Genomic DNA, 16,992 nt, shown 5'->3' with positions numbered 1-16,992 from the left:
CGGGGGATGAAAGCGGTTCGTCCCCCGGTTCCCGGGTTACGTAAACTGTCCGTCGTGACCGACACCACGAACCAGCGCCCCGTGAGCACGCACGCCGGGGACGAAGCAGCCACCCTCCCGACGACCTTCGCCCCGGCGGACGTAGAGGGCGAGCTGTACGAGCGCTGGGTAGAGCGCGGTTACTTCACCGCCGACGCCAAGAGCGACAAGCCCCCGTACACCATCGTCATCCCCCCGCCGAACGTCACCGGTGCGCTGCACCTGGGCCACGCGTTCCAGCACACGCTGATGGACGCGCTGACCCGCCGCAAGCGCATGCAGGGCTTCGAGGCGCTCTGGCTGCCCGGCATGGACCACGCCGGCATCGCCACCCAGAACAAGGTCGAGCAGCAGCTCGCCGAGTCCGGCCTCTCCCGCCACGACCTGGGCCGCGAGGCCTTCGTCGAGAAGGTCTGGGAGTGGAAGGCGAACTACGGCGGGAAGATCCTCGGCCAGATGCGCCGCCTCGGCGACGGCGTCGACTGGTCGCGCGAGCGCTTCACCATGGACGAGGGCCTGTCGCAGGCCGTCCAGACCATCTTCAAGCGGCTCTTCGACGACGGCCTGATCTACCGCGCCGAGCGCATCATCAACTGGTGCCCGCGCTGCCTGACCGCGCTGTCGGACATCGAGGTGGAGCACGAGGAGGTCCCCGGCGAGCTGGTCTCGATCCGCTACGGGGACGGCGAGGACTCGATCGTCGTCGCCACCACCCGGGCCGAGACGATGCTTGGCGACACCGCGGTGGCCGTCCACCCGGAGGACGAGCGGTACCGGCACCTGGTCGGCCGCACCATCAAGCTGCCGCTGACCGACCGGGAGATCCCGGTCGTCGCGGACGAGCACGTCGACCCGGAGTTCGGCACCGGCGCCGTCAAGGTGACCCCGGCGCACGACCCCAACGACTTCGCCATCGGCCAGCGCCACGACCTGCCGAACCTGAGCGTCATGGACGAGCGCGGCGCGATCACCGTGCACGGCCCGTTCCTCGGCCTGGACCGGCTGGAGGCCCGTTCGGCGGTCGTCGGCGCGCTGCGCGAGCAGGGCCGGATCGTCGCCGAGAAGCGTCCGTACATGCACGCCGTCGGCCACTGCTCGCGCTGCCACACGGTGGTCGAGCCGCGGCTGTCGCTGCAGTGGTGGGTCAAGGTCGAGCCGCTGGCCAAGGCGGCCGGCGACGCGGTCCGCGACGGCAAGGTGGAGATCCACCCGAAGGAGCTGGAGCGCCGCTACTTCGACTGGGTCGACAACATGTACGACTGGTGCATCTCGCGCCAGCTGTGGTGGGGCCACCGGATCCCGGTCTGGTACGGCCCGGACGGCGAGGTCGTCTGCGTCGGCCCGGACGAGCAGCCGCCGTCGGGCGAGGGCTGGCACCAGGACCCGGACGTCCTGGACACCTGGTTCTCCTCCGGCCTGTGGCCGTTCTCCACGCTGGGCTGGCCGGAGAAGACCGCCGACCTGGAGAAGTTCTACCCGACCGACGTCCTGGTCACCGGCCACGACATCATCTTCTTCTGGGTCGCCCGGATGATGATGTTCGGCCTCTACGCGATGGACGGCGAGGCGCCGTTCCGGACGGTCGCCCTGACCGGCCTGGTCCGGGACGAGTTCGGCAAGAAGATGTCGAAGTCCTCCGGCACCGCCGTCGACCCGCTGGACTGGATGGACGCCTACGGTGCCGACGCGGTCCGTTTCACCCTGGCCCGCGGCGCCAACCCGGGCGCCGACGTGCCGATCGGCGAGGACTGGGTCAAGGGCGCGCGCAACTTCTGCAACAAGATCTGGAACGCGACCCGGTTCGCGCTGATGAACGGCGCGACCGTGGACGGCCCGCTGCCCGCCCCGGAGCAGCTGACCGCGGTGGACCGCTGGATCCTGTCGCGGCTGAACGCGACCGTGGCCGAGGTCGACGCGCTGTACGACGACTTCGAGTTCGCCAAGACCTCGGACGCGCTGTACCACTTCGCCTGGGACGAGGTGTTCGACTGGTACGTCGAGCTCTCCAAGACCACCCTGGCCAAGGGCGGCGCGCAGGCCGAGGCCTCCCGCCGGGTGCTGGGCGAGGTCCTGGACGTCACTCTGCGGCTGCTCCACCCGGTCGTGCCGTTCGTCACCGAGGCGCTGTGGACCACGCTGACCGGGGCCGAGTCGGTGGTCGTCGCCGACTGGCCGAAGGACAGCGGCTTCCGGGACGCCGCGGCCGAGGCCGAGGTCGCCACGCTGCAGCAGGTGGTCACCGAGGTCCGCCGGTTCCGTTCGGACCAGGGCCTGCAGCCGGCCCAGAAGGTCCCGGCGCGGCTGGAGCTGGCCGGCACCGTGCTCGCCGTCCACGAGGACGCGATCCGTTCGCTGCTGCGGCTGACCGTGCCCGAGGAGGGCTTCGCGGCCACCGCCTCGCTGCCGGTCGCCGGCGCCACCGTGGCGCTGGACCTGTCCGGCACGATCGACGTCGCGGCGGAGCGCAAGCGCCTCGCCAAGGACCTCGCGGCGGCCGAGAAGGAGAAGGCGCAGTGCGGCGCCAAGCTCGGCAACGAGGCCTTCCTGGCCAAGGCGCCGGACGACGTGGTCGCCAAGATCCGGGGCCGTCAGGGCGCCGCCGAGGCGGACATCGCCCGGATCACCGCCCAGCTCGCGGCGCTGCCGCAGGGCTGACACGCCGACGGTTCCCGGGAGCCGCACCCCGCCGACGCGGGGTGCGGCTCCCGGCGTTTTTCCTCAGGTCGGAAAATCGTGCGGCCCAATAGCCCAATCCGTTGCTCCCTTCCGGCGAATAATCGGCCCGGACCGGGTGAGGTCCTATTCCGCCCGAATTCATTCCGGTCTTGCCCGCGCGCGCTCGCGGAAGTTTCCAGGTCGACTGTGTACGGTGTGCTTCGAGTTCCGCACGGCGAGGAGTTGACGGGAGGGCATGGACGTGATGGTGACCGAGGAGCCGGTCGGCGAACTGCCTGCCGAGGCGGTCGAGGAGGCCAAGGGACGGGCGGCGGCCCTGCTGCTCGCCTTCCGGCACGGCAACCAGCTCGCCTTCGACCACGCGTTGGACCGGCTGTTCGAGGAGCACGTCGAGCGCGAGGTGACCACGCTGCTCACCTGGATCGCCGCCGAGGCGGTCCGCAAGGCCTACGCCCCCGAGGTCGGCGACCGGGTGCTGCGGGCGATGGCCCGGCGCGCCCCGCAGGACACCGGCGCCGTGCACGTCGACGAGGAGGGCGTGGACGCCGCCCGGCTGATCGAGGCGGTCGCGGAGGGTTCGGTGGCCGAGGTGCGCGGTCTGGTCGCCACCACCCCCGACACCACCTTCCTGCTCGGCGGCCTGCTCCAGGGCGTGGCGATGATGCTGCCGCTGCTGCCCGAGGGCGAGCTCGCCGAGATCACCGCCGAACTGCGCCGCCGCCACGGCGGCGCGCCCGTGGGAGTGCCGGAGGCCCGGGCGGGGGTGTGAACCCGCCCGGGCCCCGCGGCCACGCGTGCGCCGGTTACGGCATCGCGTGCAGGTGGGAGCCGACGGTGGAGGCGATGCCGCCGCCCGCCTTGGCGTCCCAGTTGGTGGACCAGGTCATCGCCCCGCCGATCCCGGGCCACTTGGTGTCGGGCTTGAAGCTGCCGCAGTTGGTGCCGGCGGCCAGGCAGTCCAGCGCGTTGTTGACCACGCTCGGGCTGACGTAGCCGCCGCCGGCCGCGCTGGTGGAGGCCGGGACGCCGAGGCCCACCTGGTCGGGCCGCAGCCCGCCCTTCAGCTGGATGCAGGCCAGCCCGGTGAGGAAGTTGACGGTGCCCTGGGAGTAGACCTGGCCGTCGCAGCCCAGCATGGCGCCGGAGTTGTAGTACTGCATGTTGACGATGGTGAGGATGTCCTTCACGTTCAGCGCCAGCTTGAAGTACTCCATGCCGGTGGACTGCATGTCGATGGTCTGCGGCGCCATGGTGAGCGTGAAGCCGGGTCCGGCCTTGGCGGCCAGCGAGTGCAGGGCCTGGCCCATGTAGGTGGAGTTGATGCCGTTCTCCAGGTCGATGTCCACGCCGTCGAAGCCGTAGGTCTGCATCAGGGACCAGGCGGTGTTGGCGAAGTTGGTGGCCGCGGAGGCGCTGCTGACGGAGACCGAGCCCTTCTCGCCGCCGACCGAGAGGATCACCTTCTTGCCGGCCGCCTTCTTGGCCGCGATGTCGGCCTTGAACTGGGCCTCGGTGTAGCCGCCGAGCCGCGAGGAGAGCGTCGGGTCCAGGGCGAAGCCCAGGCCGCCGGCCGTGCCGGTGGCCTCGGCGAAGGAGACCGCGATGATGTCGTACGCGGCCGGGACGTCGCTGATCCGCTGCACGGTGGCGCCGTTGTCGAAGTTCTGCCAGTAGCCGGTGAGCAGGTGCTTGGACGGCGGCCGCGGCGTGGTGGCGGTGGGGGAGGGCGTGGTGGTGTCGGTGGGCGAGGGGCTGCCCGGGCCGGTCGGGGTGGGGCTGGTCGCGGTGGGGCTGGGCTTCGGGTCGCCGGGGCCGAGCAGGGAGACGTCGTCGGCCAGGAAGGCCGGCTGCCCGTACCAGCCGTGCAGGTAGACGGTGACGCTGGTGGTGTTCGCCCCGGTGGTGAAGGTGGTGCTGAGCTTGGACCAGGTGGTGCCGCCGGGCGTCCAGGTGCTCGGGTCGGTGCCGCCGGTGCCGCGGGCGCCGAGGTAGACGTACGAGCCCTGGACCCAGCTGCTCAGGGTGTAGGTCGAGGACGGCTTGACCGTGACGGTCTGGGTGCACTCGCCGGTGCCGCTGCCCCCGGGGGTGGAGCGCAGTGCGCCGGTGCCGGAGTGGACCGTGGCGGTCTCCGGCGCGCCGGCCGTACAGGTCCAGCCGGCGAGGCGGTTGGCGTCCTCGAAGCCGCCGTTGGTGATCAGTTCGACGTCGCCGGGCGCCGCCTGGGCGGTGCCGGAGCCGCCGGCGAGGACCAGGCCGCTGAGGCCGATGGCGACGGCGCTGGCGCCGGCGAGCATCGAGTGGACGGCGCGCGGGCGCCGCTGTCGGGCAGGTGGCATGACTCCATCTCCTGTGGGGGAGGCCGGCGGCTCTCGTGGGGGAGAACCGTCCGGGTGTCGATGGGGACGCGTGCGGGAGCTACCGACAACTCAAGTCCCTGTCGGGATCGGAGACTTGCCCTCACAAAATGGAGTAGACCAATTCTGCTGTCAAGAGGGCCCCGGTCCGGGGCCGGTCCGGGGCCCGGTCTCAGGCGGCCGCCGGCGCCGCCGCGGCGGGCTCCTCGGCCAGCCGTGCGGTCAGCCGCGCGATCCGGGCGGAGGCCAGGCCGTCGCCGTAGGGGCTGGGGGCGGCCGCGAGCCGGGCGAGCCGCTCGGGGGTGTCGGCCAGCCAGGCCCGGGCCAGCTCGCCGAGCTCGGCGCCGGGCGCCACCAGCGCGGCGAAGCCGGCCTCGACGGCCTCCGGGCGCTCGGTGGAACGGCGCACCACCAGCAGCGGGCGGCCGAGCACGGTGCACTCCTCCTGCACCCCGCCGGAGTCGGAGACCAGCAGCGCGGCGTGCCGGGCCAGGCCCAGGAAGTCCGCGTAGCCGACCGGTCCGGTGACCGCGAGCCGCTCCAGCAGCCCGCCCAGGGCGAACCGCTCCACGGCGGCCCGGGTGCGCGGGTGCATCGGGAACAGCACCGGGGTGCCGCCGCGGGCGATCCGGTCGAGCTCGGCGAGGACGGCGCCGAGTGCCTCGGCGGTGTCGGTGTTCTCCGGCCGGTGCACGGTGGCCAGCACGTAGCCGTCCGCGGTCAGGCCGTGTGCGGCGAGCAGGGCGGCCCGGTCGCCGGAGTGCGGCAGCGAGCTGCGGACCACCTCGACGACGGTGTTGCCGGTGAGCGCGATCCGCTCCTCGGCGAGGGACTCGGCGCGCAGGTTGGCGGCGTTGTCGGGGGTGGCGGCGCACAGCAGGTCGGCGACGTGGTCGACCATCACCCGGTTGTGCTCCTCGGGCATCGCCCGGTCGAAGCTGCGCAGCCCGGCCTCGACGTGCACCAGCGGGATGTCCCGGGCGTTGGCGGCGAGCGCGCCGGCCAGGGTGGCGTTGGTGTCGCCCTGGACGACGACGGCGGCCGGGCGGTCCTCGGCGAAGGCGGCGTCGAGCTGGCCGAGCGAGCGGGCGATCTGGCCGGCCCGGGGGCGGCCGCCGACGCCGGTGAGCAGTTCGGGGCGGGGCAGGCCGAGGTCGCGCAGGAAGCGGCCGGACATCGCCTCGTCCCAGTGCTGGCCGGTGTGGACCAGGCGGGTGGCCGGGCCGAGTTCGTGGATCAGCGGGGCGAGCTTGACCAGTTCGGGGCGGGTGCCGAGGACGACGGCGACGCTGCCGGGGGCGAGCGGGCGGTCGGCGGCGGGCCTCGGGGACGGGGACGGGGTCATGGCGGGGGACGGGTACGGGGTCATGGCGCGGGGGCTCCGTTCGGGTCCGGAAGGGGGCGGAGGAGAGAGGGGGGCGGCTCAGGATTCGAGCGCGGTGGGGGCGCCGAGGGCGACCTTCTCGGCGTTGCGCCGGGTCTTGGCCCAGCCGTTGCGGCCGAGCAGCAGGCGCACGGCGGCCCGGGTGGCGACCACGAACAGGTGGTAGGCGTAGAGCCAGACCAGCAGGCCCCAGAGCAGTCCGGTGGCCCGGCTGCGGTCGGGGTGGACCAGCCGACGGTAGGCCGGGCCCCAGAAGACCATCGGCAGGGTGGCGAGCACGAAGGCGAGCACCATCCACGGGCCGTAGCGCAGCTGGAAGTCGGCGGTCTCCTCGGGGAAGAGCGCCAGCCCCGCCCCGGTGATCGCCAGCGACAGCGGGGTGAGGACGACCAGCAGCACGCAGACCACCGGCTGGAGGAAGGTGTAGAGCACCTCGGCCTTGCCGGCCGGCCGGTAGTGCGGCGAGCGCAGCACCCGGCCGGTGTAGCGCATGCACTGCATGTTGCCCTGGGCCCAGCGGGTGCGCTGGGTCAGGAAGCGCCGCCAGGAGACCAGGGCCTCCTGGGAGACGTTGGCCTCGGTGACGTGGGTGAGCCGCCAGCCGGCCAGCCGCAGGTCGAGGCCGGACTCGTAGTCCTCCAGCAGGGCGCGCTCGGGCCAGGGGCGCCCGTCGCGGCCCTCCTCGGCGGTGAGCGAGTCCAGGGCGGTGAGCCGCACGAACTGGCCGTTGCCGCCGAGGCCGACGCTGCCGGTGCGCCGGCGCAGCAGCTGCATGCCGGCGTTGTTGGCCTGGAACTCGACGTCCTGCATCCGCACCAGGGCGCGGGCCGTCGCGTTGGCGGCGCGGCCGCGGCCGGGCAGCGGCCGTTCGTCCTCGGCGTTGCGCATCCGGACGCCGATCTGCACGGCGCCGGTGTCGGGGCGGCCCAGGGCGCGGTCGTTGCAGACCTGTTCGAGGGTGCCGGGGTCGAGCTGCCCGTCGGCGTCGACGACGCCGAGGACCACCCGGGAGCGGTCGGTGCCGGGCGGCAGCCAGGCGGAGATCTCCCGGTAGGCGGCGTTGAGGGCGGCGCCCTTGCCGATCCGGGCGTGGGGGCGGCGGCGCTGGACGAGGTGGACGCGCTCGTCGCGCGCGGCGGCGGCGAGCACCAGGTCGCGGGTGGCGTCCTCGCTGTCGTCGTCGATCACCCACAGGTGGGCGGCGGGGGCGACGGCGCGCAGGCCCGCGAGGGTCTGGGTGACCACCGCCTCCTCGTCGCGGCAGGGGATCACGAGATGCCACTGGAAGGCGGCGGGGTCGCCGGGCACGGCCGGGCTGCTGTGCCGCAGCGCGTGCCGGGAGCCGGCCCAGTAGACCAGGAAGCGGCCGAACACCAGGACCATGTAGCAGAGCAGGGCCAGCGAGATCAGCCCGCCGAGCTGGAGGAAGCCCTCGCGGCGCATCTCGACGAACTGGCGAAGGGCGTCGGGCATGGCGCAGTGCTCCTCATGATCAAAGGTGATTTGTCTCCCTGGGATGCGAATCAATGCTTCTTTGCGGTCTGATGTCGCTAAATCGATAGTAAACACGGGAAACCGGCCAACTCGGGCAAAGTGGTCGTTCTCACCCCGTGAGGAGTGCGGGGCCCGGCTCCGTAGACTGTGGTCGTGAGCGACAAGGCCGACCCGAACCCGTACACCCTCCGCCCCGCCGACGGCGGCACCGGCGACGCCCTGCGCGACGTCGAGACGGCACTCTCCGAGCGCTGGCCGGAGAACAAGCTGGAGCCCTCGCTCGACCGGATCGAGGCCCTGATGGACATCCTGGGCCAGCCCCAGCGGTCCTTCCCCTCCATCCACGTCACCGGCACCAACGGCAAGACCTCCACCGCCCGGATGATCGAGCAGCTGCTCGGCGCCTTCGAGCTGCGCACCGGCCGCTACACCAGCCCGCACGTGGAGAGCGTCACCGAGCGGATCACCCTGGACGGCGCCCCGATCACCCCCGAGCGCTTCGTCGAGGTCTACCGCGACATCGAGCCCTACGTGCGGATGGTCGACGAGCGCGAGCCGGTCGCGATGTCCTTCTTCGAGGTGCTCACCGGCATGGCCTACGCCGCCTTCGCCGACGCGCCGGTGGACGTCGCGGTGGTCGAGGTCGGCATGGGCGGCTCCTGGGACGCCACCAACGTCATCGACGCCGCCGTCGCCGTGATCACCCCGATCGGCCTGGACCACACCGACAAGCTGGGGGAGACCACCGGCGAGATCGCGGTCGAGAAGTCCGGGATCATCAAGCCCGGCGCCGTCGCCGTCGTCGCCCAGCAGCAGCTCGACGCCGCCCAGACCGTCCTGCGGCGCGCCGTCGAGGTGGACGCCACGGTCGCCCGCGAGGGCATGGAGTTCGGCGTCATCCGCCGCGAACTCGCCGTCGGCGGCCAGCTGGTGACCCTGCGCGGGCTCGGCGGCGAAGAGTACGAGGACGTCTTCCTGCCGCTGCACGGCGAGTACCAGGCGCACAACGCCGCCCTCGCGCTGGCCGCCGTCGAGGCGTTCTTCGGCGTCGGCGGCGCCCGCGGCGGGCAGCTCGACGCCGACAAGGTCCGCCAGGCGTTCTCCGGCGTCACCTCCCCGGGCCGGCTGGAGGTCGTCCGGCGCAGCCCCACCATCGTCCTGGACGCCGCCCACAACCCGCACGGCGCCCGGGCCACCGTCGCCGCGCTCACCGAGTCCTTCGGCTTCACCCGGCTGGTCGGCGTCGTCGGCACCAGCGGCGACAAGGACGTGGCCGGCGTGCTGGAGGCCTTCGAGCCGGTGCTCGCCGAGGTCGTCGTCACCCAGAACTCCACCCACCGCGCGATGGACGTGGACGCGCTGGCCGCGCTCGCGGTCGAGATCTTCGGCGAGGAGCGCGTCCAGGTCGAGCCCCGGCTCGACGACGCCATCGCCGCCGCCGTCACCCTGGCCGAGGAGGAGGGCGACCTCGGCGGCGCCGGGGTGCTGGTCACCGGTTCGGTCATCACGGTGGGCGAGGCCCGCCTGCTGCTCGGGAGGAAGTGACGATGAGGACGCTCTGCTCCTCGACGCTGATCGGCGAGGCCCTGGTGGTGCTCTTCGCGGCCCTGGTCGCGATGCAGCTCTCCGACGTCTCCAGCGCCGCGCTGTGGTCCGTCAGCGGCATCGCCATGGCCCTGTGCCTGCTGCTCTGCGGCATGATCAACCGCCCCGGCGCGGTGGCCGTCGGCTGGGCCCTGCAGCTCGCGCTGATCGCCAGCGGCTTCGTCGTGCCGACCATGTTCGGGCTCGGCGCGGTCTTCGCCGGACTCTGGTGGTGCTCGGTGCACTACGGCCGCAAGATCGACGAGATCAAGGCCGCCCGGGCCGCCGCCGCGGCCGCCTGAGGGCGCCCCGGACCGGGTCCGGGGCGTTCGCTCACGCAAGGTAACCTCTGCGGTAGTCGCACGGCGCACGCGGCACCCGCGCGTGCGCCGATCCGTGTGCGCCGAACCGCGCGTGCGCGCCGAACCCGCATTCCCCAGGAGACGCCCCGTGTCCCAGCGCACTCTCGTCCTGCTCAAGCCCGACGCCGTCAAGCGCGGCCTGGCCGGCGAGATCATCAGCCGCATCGAGCGCAAGGCCGGCTGGCGCCTCGCCGCCGTCGAACTGCGCACCTTCGAGCGGGCGACGCTGGAGCAGCACTACGCGGAGCACGTCGGCCGCCCGTTCTACGAGCCGCTGCTGGAGTTCATGACCTCCGGCCCCTCCATCGCCCTGATCGTCGAGGGCGAGGAGGTCATCGCCGGCATCCGCATGCTGGCCGGCGCCACCAACCCGCTGGAGGCCGGGGCCGGCACCATCCGCGGCGACTACGCGACGATCACCCGCGAGAACCTCATCCACGCCTCCGACTCGGTCGAGTCCGCCGAGCGCGAGATCAAGATCTTCTTCCCCTCGCACGCCTGATCCGACCGGGCACGACGGCCACCCAGCGCCGTTCCAGGGACCTTCGGAAGGCCCCGGCCGGGACCATTGGCCCGGCCGGGGCATTCTTATCGGGAAATAGGGAACCAGGCCCTCCGACACGGCGTCCCAATGCCCGGAGAAGCGATCACGCCCCGGACAATGGACGGTATGCCCCACCTCGACCTCCGTGCCGACCGGCGTGACTACGATGGACGCGACTCAAGGGCCCGGTAAGGCAGCTCAGCTGGTCGCCGTCCACGTGTGGACGCGCACACCGTCCACCCCACAAGACTCCGAGCCCGGGAAAGGCACCCCACCCCATGGCGAGCAACCTGTCGTTCATCGGCCGCGACCTGGCGATCGACCTCGGAACTGCCAACACGCTGGTGTACGTCAGGGGCAAGGGGATCGTCCTCAACGAGCCGTCCGTCGTCGCGGTCAACACCAACACCGGGGGCATCCTCGCCGTCGGCGCCGAGGCCAAGAAGATGATCGGCCGCACGCCCGGCAACATCGTCGCCATCCGCCCGCTCAAGGACGGCGTGATCGCCGACTTCGAGATCACCGAGCGGATGCTGCGCTACTTCATCCTCAAGGTGCACCGCCGCCGCTTCCTCGCCCGCCCCCGGGTCGTCGTCTGCGTCCCCTCCGGCATCACCGGCGTCGAGCGCCGCGCCGTCATCGAGGCCTCCCTCCAGGCCGGCTGCCGCCAGGTGCACATCATCGAGGAGCCGATGGCCGCCGCCATCGGCGCCGGACTGCCCGTCCACGAGCCCACCGGCAACATGGTCGTCGACATCGGCGGCGGCACCACCGAGGTCGCCGTCATCTCGCTCGGCGGCATCGTCACCGCGCAGTCCATCCGGGTCGCCGGCGACGAGCTGGACAACGCCATCGTCCAGCACATCAAGAAGGAGTACTCGCTGCTCCTCGGCGAGCGCAGCGCCGAACAGATCAAGATGAGCATCGGCTCCGCGTTCGGCCTGGAGGGCGAGAAGGACGAGCATGCCGAGATCCGCGGCCGCGACCTGGTCAGCGGACTGCCCAAGACCGTCGTCATCTCCGCCGCCGAGGTCCGCGAGGCCATCGACGAGCCGGTCAACTCGATCATCGACGCGGTGAAGACCACCCTCGACCAGTGCCCGCCCGAGCTGGCCGGCGACGTCATGGACCGGGGCATCGTGCTCACCGGCGGCGGCGCCCTGCTGCGCGGCCTGGACGAGCGGCTGCGCCGGGAGACCGGCATGCCGATCCACATCGCGGAGAACCCGCTGGACTCCGTCGCACTCGGCTCCGGCAAGTGCGTCGAGGAGTTCGAGGCGCTCCAGCAGGTGCTCGACGCCGCGCCGCGCCGTTAGCAGAACCGACACACCAGCCGAACTGACGGGCCCCCGCCCGGGTCCACAGCCCGGGCCGGTGGCCAGGGGTACGAAGGGGCAGTACCAGCACCGTGAGGGACACACGAGAAAGCCGGCTGCTGCTCATCCTGCTGGTGGCGGTCGCCTTCGCACTGATCACCGTCGACATCAAGGGCGGTGAGAGCTCCCCGCTCGGCGGCGCCCGGCGCGCGGCCGCCGCCGTCCTCGGCCCGGTCGAACGCGGCGCCGCCACCGCGGTCGACCCGGTCGCCGACACCGTGCGGGCCTTCCGCGACGCCGCCTCCAACAGCGGACGCACCGACCAGCTCGCCCGCGAGAACACCGAACTGCGGCAGAAGCTCGCCTCCTCCGACATGGCCGGCGGGCGCACCCAGCAGCTCGACGACCTGCTGCGCACCGCGGGCGCCGGCGGCTACACCGTCAAGGCCGCCCAGACCATCGCGATCGGCCCGGCCCAGGGCTTCTCCTGGACCATCACCATCGACGCCGGCAGCGACGACGGCCTCACCCGCGACATGACCGTCATCAACGGCCAGGGCCTGGTCGGCCGGATCACCACCGTCGCCCCGACCACCGCCACCGTGCTGCTCGCCTCCGACCCCGGCTTCACCGCCGGCACCCGGCTGGAGGGCAGCGGCGAGATCGGCTTCGCCGCCGGCGGCGGCACCAGCGCCATGAAGGTCTCGCTGCTCAACGGCAAGGCCCAGGTGAAGGAGGGCGACCGGCTGGTCACCTTCGGCTCGCAGAGCGGCCGCCCGTTCGTCCCCGGCGTCCCGGTCGGCAAGGTCGTCCAGGTCGAGGCCAACCCCGGGCAGCTCACCAAGACGGTCCTCGTCGAGCCCTTCGTCCAGTTCACCCGGCTCGACCTGGTCGGCGTCGTCGTCGTCCCGCCGCGCACCGACCCGCGCGACGCCGTCCTGCCGCCGGCCCCCGCGCCGGCCGCCCAGGGCCAGGCCGCCGCGGCGGCACCGGCCGGGCCGGCCGTCCCCGTCCTCCCCGCCGCCCCGGCCGCCGTCCCGCCCGCCACGCCCACTGGGGGGAACTGAGCCATGCGCCTCGCCCGCATCCCCGTCTCCGCCGTCCTGATCCTGCTCGGCCTGCTGCTCCAGGTCAGCGTCCTCGGCCGGCTGCAACTGCCCGGGGCCACCCCGGACGTCCTGCTGCTCGTGGTCGTCGGCCTCGCCCTGGTCTACGGGCCCTCCGGCGGCTGCCTGGTCGGCTTCGCGGCCGGCCTGCTCGCCGACGTCGCCCCGCCCTCCGACCACGCCATCGGCCGCTACGCGCTGGTGCTCTGCCTGATGGGCTACGCCGCCGGGCTGCTGCGCCCCGAGCACGGCCGGCAGCGTTCGGTCTCCGGCGCGCTGCTGGTGGTGGCCGGCGCCGCGATCGCCTCCACCCTGCTGTACGCGATGGTCGGCGCGCTGGTCGGCGACACCGCCGCCCGGCACGTCGGGCTCGGCCAGCTGGTGATCACCGCCCTGTTCTACGACCTGCTGCTCGCCCCGTTCGTGGTGCCCGCCGTGATGCTGATCGCCCGCCGCTTCGGCAAGGACCCGCTGACCGTCGCCGACGACGACGAGGGCGGCCCCGGGCTCGGCACCCTGGCCCGCTACCGCACCACCCGCGACACCACGGGCGGTGTGTCCTTCAAGAAGAAGCGCCTGCTCGGCGCGGGCAAGCGCCCGTAGCCCCGGCGCCCTCCCGGCCCGACCAGCCCGCCCGACCCCGTTCTGTTTTGGAGCGCACGAGACGTGAGCAACATCCCCGAGACCGGCCGTACCCGGCGGGTGACGATCCGTCTGGTGGTGCTGCAGATCCTGGTGCTCTCGCTGCTCGCCACCCTCGGCGGCCGGCTGTGGTACCTGCAGATCCGCAACGCCAGCGTCTACACCGCCAAGGCGACCGGCAACCACATCCGCGAGGTCGTCGAACCGGCCGTGCGCGGCGAGATCCTCGACGCCTCCGGCCGCATCCTCGCCGGCAACGAGACCAAGCTGGTCGTCTCGGTCAGCCGCACCTCGCTGCTGCAGCAGAAGGACGGCGGCAAGGAGGTGCTCACCCGGCTCGCCGAGGTGCTCGGGATGCCCGCCAAGGACGTCCAGGAGAAGGTCCGGCTCTGCGACGCCAAGACCGCGCAGCCCTGCTGGAACGGCTCGCCCTACCAGCCGATCCCGGTCACCAAGGAGGCGACCACCCAGCAGGCGATGCAGATAATGGAGCGCCGCGAGGACTTCCCCGGGGTCACCGCCCAGCCCACCGCCGTGCGCCACTACACCGGCGTCGAGGGCGCCAACCTCGCCCAGGTGCTCGGCTACCTCTCGCCGGTCACCGACGAGGAGGTCTCCAAGACCGCCGACAAGGCCGGCCTCGACCGCTACCTGCCGGCCGACCAGATCGGCCGCGCCGGGCTGGAGTCCGTCTACGACCGCGACCTGCGCGGCACCGCCGGCATCACCAAGCTGGAGGTGGACAACCTCGGACGGGTCATCGGCACCGCCGACCAGGCCGCCCCGCAGACCGGCAACAACCTGGTGACCAGCATCGACGCCCGGGTGCAGAAGGTCGTCGAGGACAACCTGGCGCAGGCCATGGCCGACGCCCGCAAGACCTTCGACAAGGTCACCAACCGCAACTACGAGGCCGACTCCGGCGCCGCCGTCGTGATGGACGTGCACACCGGACGGATCGTCGCGATGGCCAGCGCCCCCACCTACGACCCCAACCTGTGGCAGGGCGGCATCAGCGGCAAGGACTACCAGGCGCTGACCAGCAAGGAGTCCAACTTCCCGCTGCTGAACCGGGCCATACAGGGTCAGTCGGCCCCCGGCTCGACGTTCAAGGTGATCTCCACCGCCGCCGCCGTCCAGGCCGGCTACCCGATCGACGGCCGCTACGACTGCCCGAAGAGCATGACCATCGGCGGCCGGGAGTTCAAGAACTTCGAGAGCGAGAGCTTCGGTTCGATCTCCCTGGAACGGGCCCTGGAGGTCTCCTGCGACACCGTCTTCTACGGCCTGGCCTACGACCAGTGGATGAAGGACGGCGGCATCAAGCCCAAGAAGGACCCGGGCGACTGGTTCTTCAAGACCGCCCACCAGTTCGGCCTCGGCGCCAAGACCGGCATCGACCTGCCGAGCGAGGTCACCGGCCGGGTGCCCGACCGCCAGTGGAAGCAGTCCTTCTACGACAACAACAAGGACGCCTGGTGCCGGCAGGCGGAGAAGGGCGGCAACAGCTTCTCCGACCAGATCGCCCGGGAGAACTGCGTCGACGGCTACCAGATGCGCGCCGGTGACGCCGTCAACTTCGCGATCGGCCAGGGCGACACCCTCGTCACCCCGGTCCAGATGGCCCGGATCTACGCGGCGCTCGCCAACGGCGGCACCTTCTACCGGCCGACCGTCGCCAAGGCCGTGATAAGCCCGGGCGGGGAGCTCGTCCGCGAGATCGCCCCGCACGAGGACGGCCGGCTGCCCGGCGACCAGAAGCTCCTCAGCTACATCGACCAGGCCACCGCGGGCGTCGTCACCAGCGGCACCGCCGCCTGGAAGTTCACCGGCGCGGGCTGGCCGCAGGGCAAGATCGAGCTGCACGCCAAGACCGGCACCGCCGAGGTCGAGGGCAAGCAGACCACCTCGTGGCTGACCACCTACAGCCGCGACTACGCGGTCGTGATGACGATAAGCCAGGGCGGCACCGGCTCCGGCGGTTCCGGCGACGCGATCCGGCGGATCTACCAGGCGCTGTACGGCGTCGACGACAAGGGCAACGTCGACCAGGGCAAGGCGCTGCTCCCCACGCCGCAGGCCGAACTGCCCAAGTTCAACCCGGACGGCACCGCGATCATCAAGCCGGCCTCGTTCGCCGACGGCGGCGCGGTGCTCGGCGACCCCGGGGTGAGCGGCGCCGCGCCGCGGGTCTTCCTCGACCCGGCACAGCCCGGCGGCACCGCCCCGGTGCCCGTGGCGGCGGTGGCCGCCGTCGAACCCACCCGCTCCACCGGAAGGGGCCGGGCATGACCTCCTACGGCTCGTACCGCCAGCTGCGCCTCGTGCCGCAGCGCGGCGGGGTGCCCAAGGCGCTCGCCAAGGACTCCCCGCTGTGGCGGATCGACTGGATACTGCTGCTGGCCGCGGTGGTCCTCTCGCTGGGCAGCTCGCTGCTGGTCTGGTCGGCGACCCGGGGGCGGGACACGCTCACCCACGGCGACCCGCAGTACTTCCTGTTCCGCCACCTGACCAACGTCCTGATCGGGGCGCTGCTGTGCGCGGTGGTGATAGCGATAGGGAGCCGGCGCTTCCGGACGGTCGTGCCGTTCCTGTACGCCGGCGTGATCGTGCTGCTGCTGGCCACCCTGAGCCCGCTCGGCTCGACCATCAACGGCCAGCACTCCTGGATTCAGCTCGGCGGCGGCTTCTCGGTGCAGCCGGCCGAGTTCGCGAAGCTGGCGATCGTGCTGTCGATGGCGGTCGTGCTGTCCGACCAGGTGGACGCGGGGGAGCGGGAGTTCCCGGCGAACAAGGCGGTGTTCCGCGCGCTGGTCTGGGCGACGCTGCCGATGGCGATAGTGATGCTGATGCCGGACGCCGGTTCGGTGATGGTGATGGCCGTCATCGTGCTGGGCATCCTGCTGGCCTCCGGCGCGGCCAACCGCTGGGTGTTCGGGCTGATCCTGGCGGGCGTCGGCGGCTCCGTGGCGATCTGGAAGCTCGGGGTGCTGAGCAAGTACCAGATCGACCGCTTCGCGGCCTTCGCCAACCCGGCGCTGGACCCCTCCGGCGTCGGCTACAACACCGCGCAGGCCCGGATCGCGATCGGCTCCGGCGGGCTGTTCGGCAAGGGCCTGTTCCACGGGACGCAGACCACCGGGCAGTTCGTGCCGGAGCAGCAGACCGACTTCGTGTTCACGGTGGCCGGCGAGGAGCTGGGCTTCCTCGGCGCGATGGCGATCATCGTGCTGCTCGGCGTGGTGCTCTGGCGGGCCTGCCGGATCGCCCGCCACGCCACCGACCTCTACGGCACCGTCGTGGCGGCCGGGGTGGTCGCCTGGTTCGCCTTCCAGGGCTTCGAGAACATAGGGATGTGCCTGGGCATCATGCCGGTGGCCGGCATCCCGCTGCCGTTCGTCTCCTACGGAGGCTCGTCGATGTTCTCGACCTGGGTGGCGATCGGGCTGTTGCAGGCGGTGCAGAGCCAGCGGCCGATAGCGGCCTGA

Annotated in this window: 13 protein-coding genes; 10 read left to right on the top strand and 3 right to left on the bottom strand. The window is 72.2% G+C overall.

Annotated features, from left to right (window positions below; genetic code table 11):
• Window positions 1-54 precede the first annotated feature (54 nt).
• Window positions 55-2,694 (top strand): valine--tRNA ligase, encoded by a 2,640-nt coding sequence (locus ACFVVL_RS04905; protein WP_380294609.1) that lies wholly within the window; start codon window positions 55-57, stop codon window positions 2,692-2,694.
• Between the two features lie 256 nt (window positions 2,695-2,950).
• Complete coding sequence (locus ACFVVL_RS04900) at window positions 2,951-3,484, top strand: hypothetical protein (protein WP_380294610.1); 534 nt, start codon at window positions 2,951-2,953, stop codon at window positions 3,482-3,484.
• A gap of 34 nt (window positions 3,485-3,518) precedes the next feature.
• Here ACFVVL_RS04900 and ACFVVL_RS04895 read toward each other — a convergent pair whose 3' ends face one another.
• The 3 genes from ACFVVL_RS04895 to ACFVVL_RS04885 form a co-directional block, all read right to left on the bottom strand.
• Entirely contained in the window at window positions 3,519-5,054 is a 1,536-nt protein-coding gene (locus tag ACFVVL_RS04895; protein WP_380294611.1) for a chitinase, read from the bottom strand.
• 190 nt (window positions 5,055-5,244) lie between these two features.
• On the bottom strand, window positions 5,245-6,417 hold the full coding sequence (gene wecB / locus ACFVVL_RS04890) for a non-hydrolyzing UDP-N-acetylglucosamine 2-epimerase (protein ID WP_387671435.1): 1,173 nt from the start codon (window positions 6,415-6,417) through the stop codon (window positions 5,245-5,247).
• 78 nt (window positions 6,418-6,495) lie between these two features.
• Window positions 6,496-7,929, bottom strand: a complete 1,434-nt coding sequence (locus tag ACFVVL_RS04885) for a glycosyltransferase (RefSeq protein ID WP_387671392.1) — start codon at window positions 7,927-7,929, stop codon at window positions 6,496-6,498.
• Window positions 7,930-8,103: 174 nt separating this feature from the next.
• Between ACFVVL_RS04885 and ACFVVL_RS04880 the strand changes: the two genes are divergently transcribed.
• The 8 genes from ACFVVL_RS04880 to rodA all read left to right on the top strand — a co-directional run bounded on the left by ACFVVL_RS04880 (window position 8,104) and on the right by rodA (window position 16,992).
• Window positions 8,104-9,495 (top strand): bifunctional folylpolyglutamate synthase/dihydrofolate synthase, encoded by a 1,392-nt coding sequence (locus ACFVVL_RS04880; RefSeq protein ID WP_387671390.1) that lies wholly within the window; start codon window positions 8,104-8,106, stop codon window positions 9,493-9,495.
• Window positions 9,496-9,497: 2 nt separating this feature from the next.
• On the top strand, window positions 9,498-9,836 hold the full coding sequence (locus ACFVVL_RS04875) for a DUF4233 domain-containing protein (RefSeq protein WP_380294614.1): 339 nt from the start codon (window positions 9,498-9,500) through the stop codon (window positions 9,834-9,836).
• Between the two features lie 148 nt (window positions 9,837-9,984).
• Window positions 9,985-10,398, top strand: a complete 414-nt coding sequence (gene ndk, locus ACFVVL_RS04870; RefSeq protein WP_380294615.1) for a nucleoside-diphosphate kinase — start codon at window positions 9,985-9,987, stop codon at window positions 10,396-10,398.
• A gap of 332 nt (window positions 10,399-10,730) precedes the next feature.
• A complete protein-coding gene (locus ACFVVL_RS04865; protein ID WP_350569342.1) occupies window positions 10,731-11,756 on the top strand; it encodes a rod shape-determining protein in 1,026 nt (341 codons plus the stop codon).
• 92 nt (window positions 11,757-11,848) lie between these two features.
• A complete protein-coding gene (mreC, locus tag ACFVVL_RS04860; protein WP_380294616.1) occupies window positions 11,849-12,823 on the top strand; it encodes a rod shape-determining protein MreC in 975 nt (324 codons plus the stop codon).
• 3 nt (window positions 12,824-12,826) lie between these two features.
• Window positions 12,827-13,465: a rod shape-determining protein MreD gene (mreD, locus tag ACFVVL_RS04855; RefSeq protein ID WP_380294617.1), complete on the top strand. Its 639-nt coding sequence runs from the start codon at window positions 12,827-12,829 to the stop codon at window positions 13,463-13,465.
• 63 nt (window positions 13,466-13,528) lie between these two features.
• Entirely contained in the window at window positions 13,529-15,796 is a 2,268-nt protein-coding gene (gene mrdA / locus ACFVVL_RS04850) for a penicillin-binding protein 2 (RefSeq protein ID WP_380294618.1), read from the top strand.
• Complete coding sequence (gene rodA, locus ACFVVL_RS04845) at window positions 15,793-16,992, top strand: rod shape-determining protein RodA (protein WP_380294619.1); 1,200 nt, start codon at window positions 15,793-15,795, stop codon at window positions 16,990-16,992. The genes mrdA and rodA overlap by 4 nt, the downstream gene beginning before the upstream one ends.

It is taken from the genome of Kitasatospora sp. NPDC058115 (assembly GCF_042884635.1).
GTDB lineage: Bacteria > Actinomycetota > Actinomycetes > Streptomycetales > Streptomycetaceae > Kitasatospora.
This window is presented reverse-complemented; position numbering and strand designations above follow the sequence as displayed.

Coding starts and splice junctions, on each gene's coding strand:
- ACFVVL_RS04900 (WP_380294610.1), top strand. CDS start 2,951: ATGGACGTGATGGTGACCGAGGAGCCGGTCGGCGAACTGCCTGCCGAG.
- ACFVVL_RS04895 (WP_380294611.1), bottom strand. CDS start 5,054: ATGCCACCTGCCCGACAGCGGCGCCCGCGCGCCGTCCACTCGATGCTC.
- wecB (WP_387671435.1), bottom strand. CDS start 6,417: ATGACCCCGTCCCCGTCCCCGAGGCCCGCCGCCGACCGCCCGCTCGCC.
- ACFVVL_RS04885 (WP_387671392.1), bottom strand. CDS start 7,929: ATGCCCGACGCCCTTCGCCAGTTCGTCGAGATGCGCCGCGAGGGCTTC.
- ACFVVL_RS04875 (WP_380294614.1), top strand. CDS start 9,498: ATGAGGACGCTCTGCTCCTCGACGCTGATCGGCGAGGCCCTGGTGGTG.
- mreD (WP_380294617.1), top strand. CDS start 12,827: ATGCGCCTCGCCCGCATCCCCGTCTCCGCCGTCCTGATCCTGCTCGGC.
- rodA (WP_380294619.1), top strand. CDS start 15,793: ATGACCTCCTACGGCTCGTACCGCCAGCTGCGCCTCGTGCCGCAGCGC.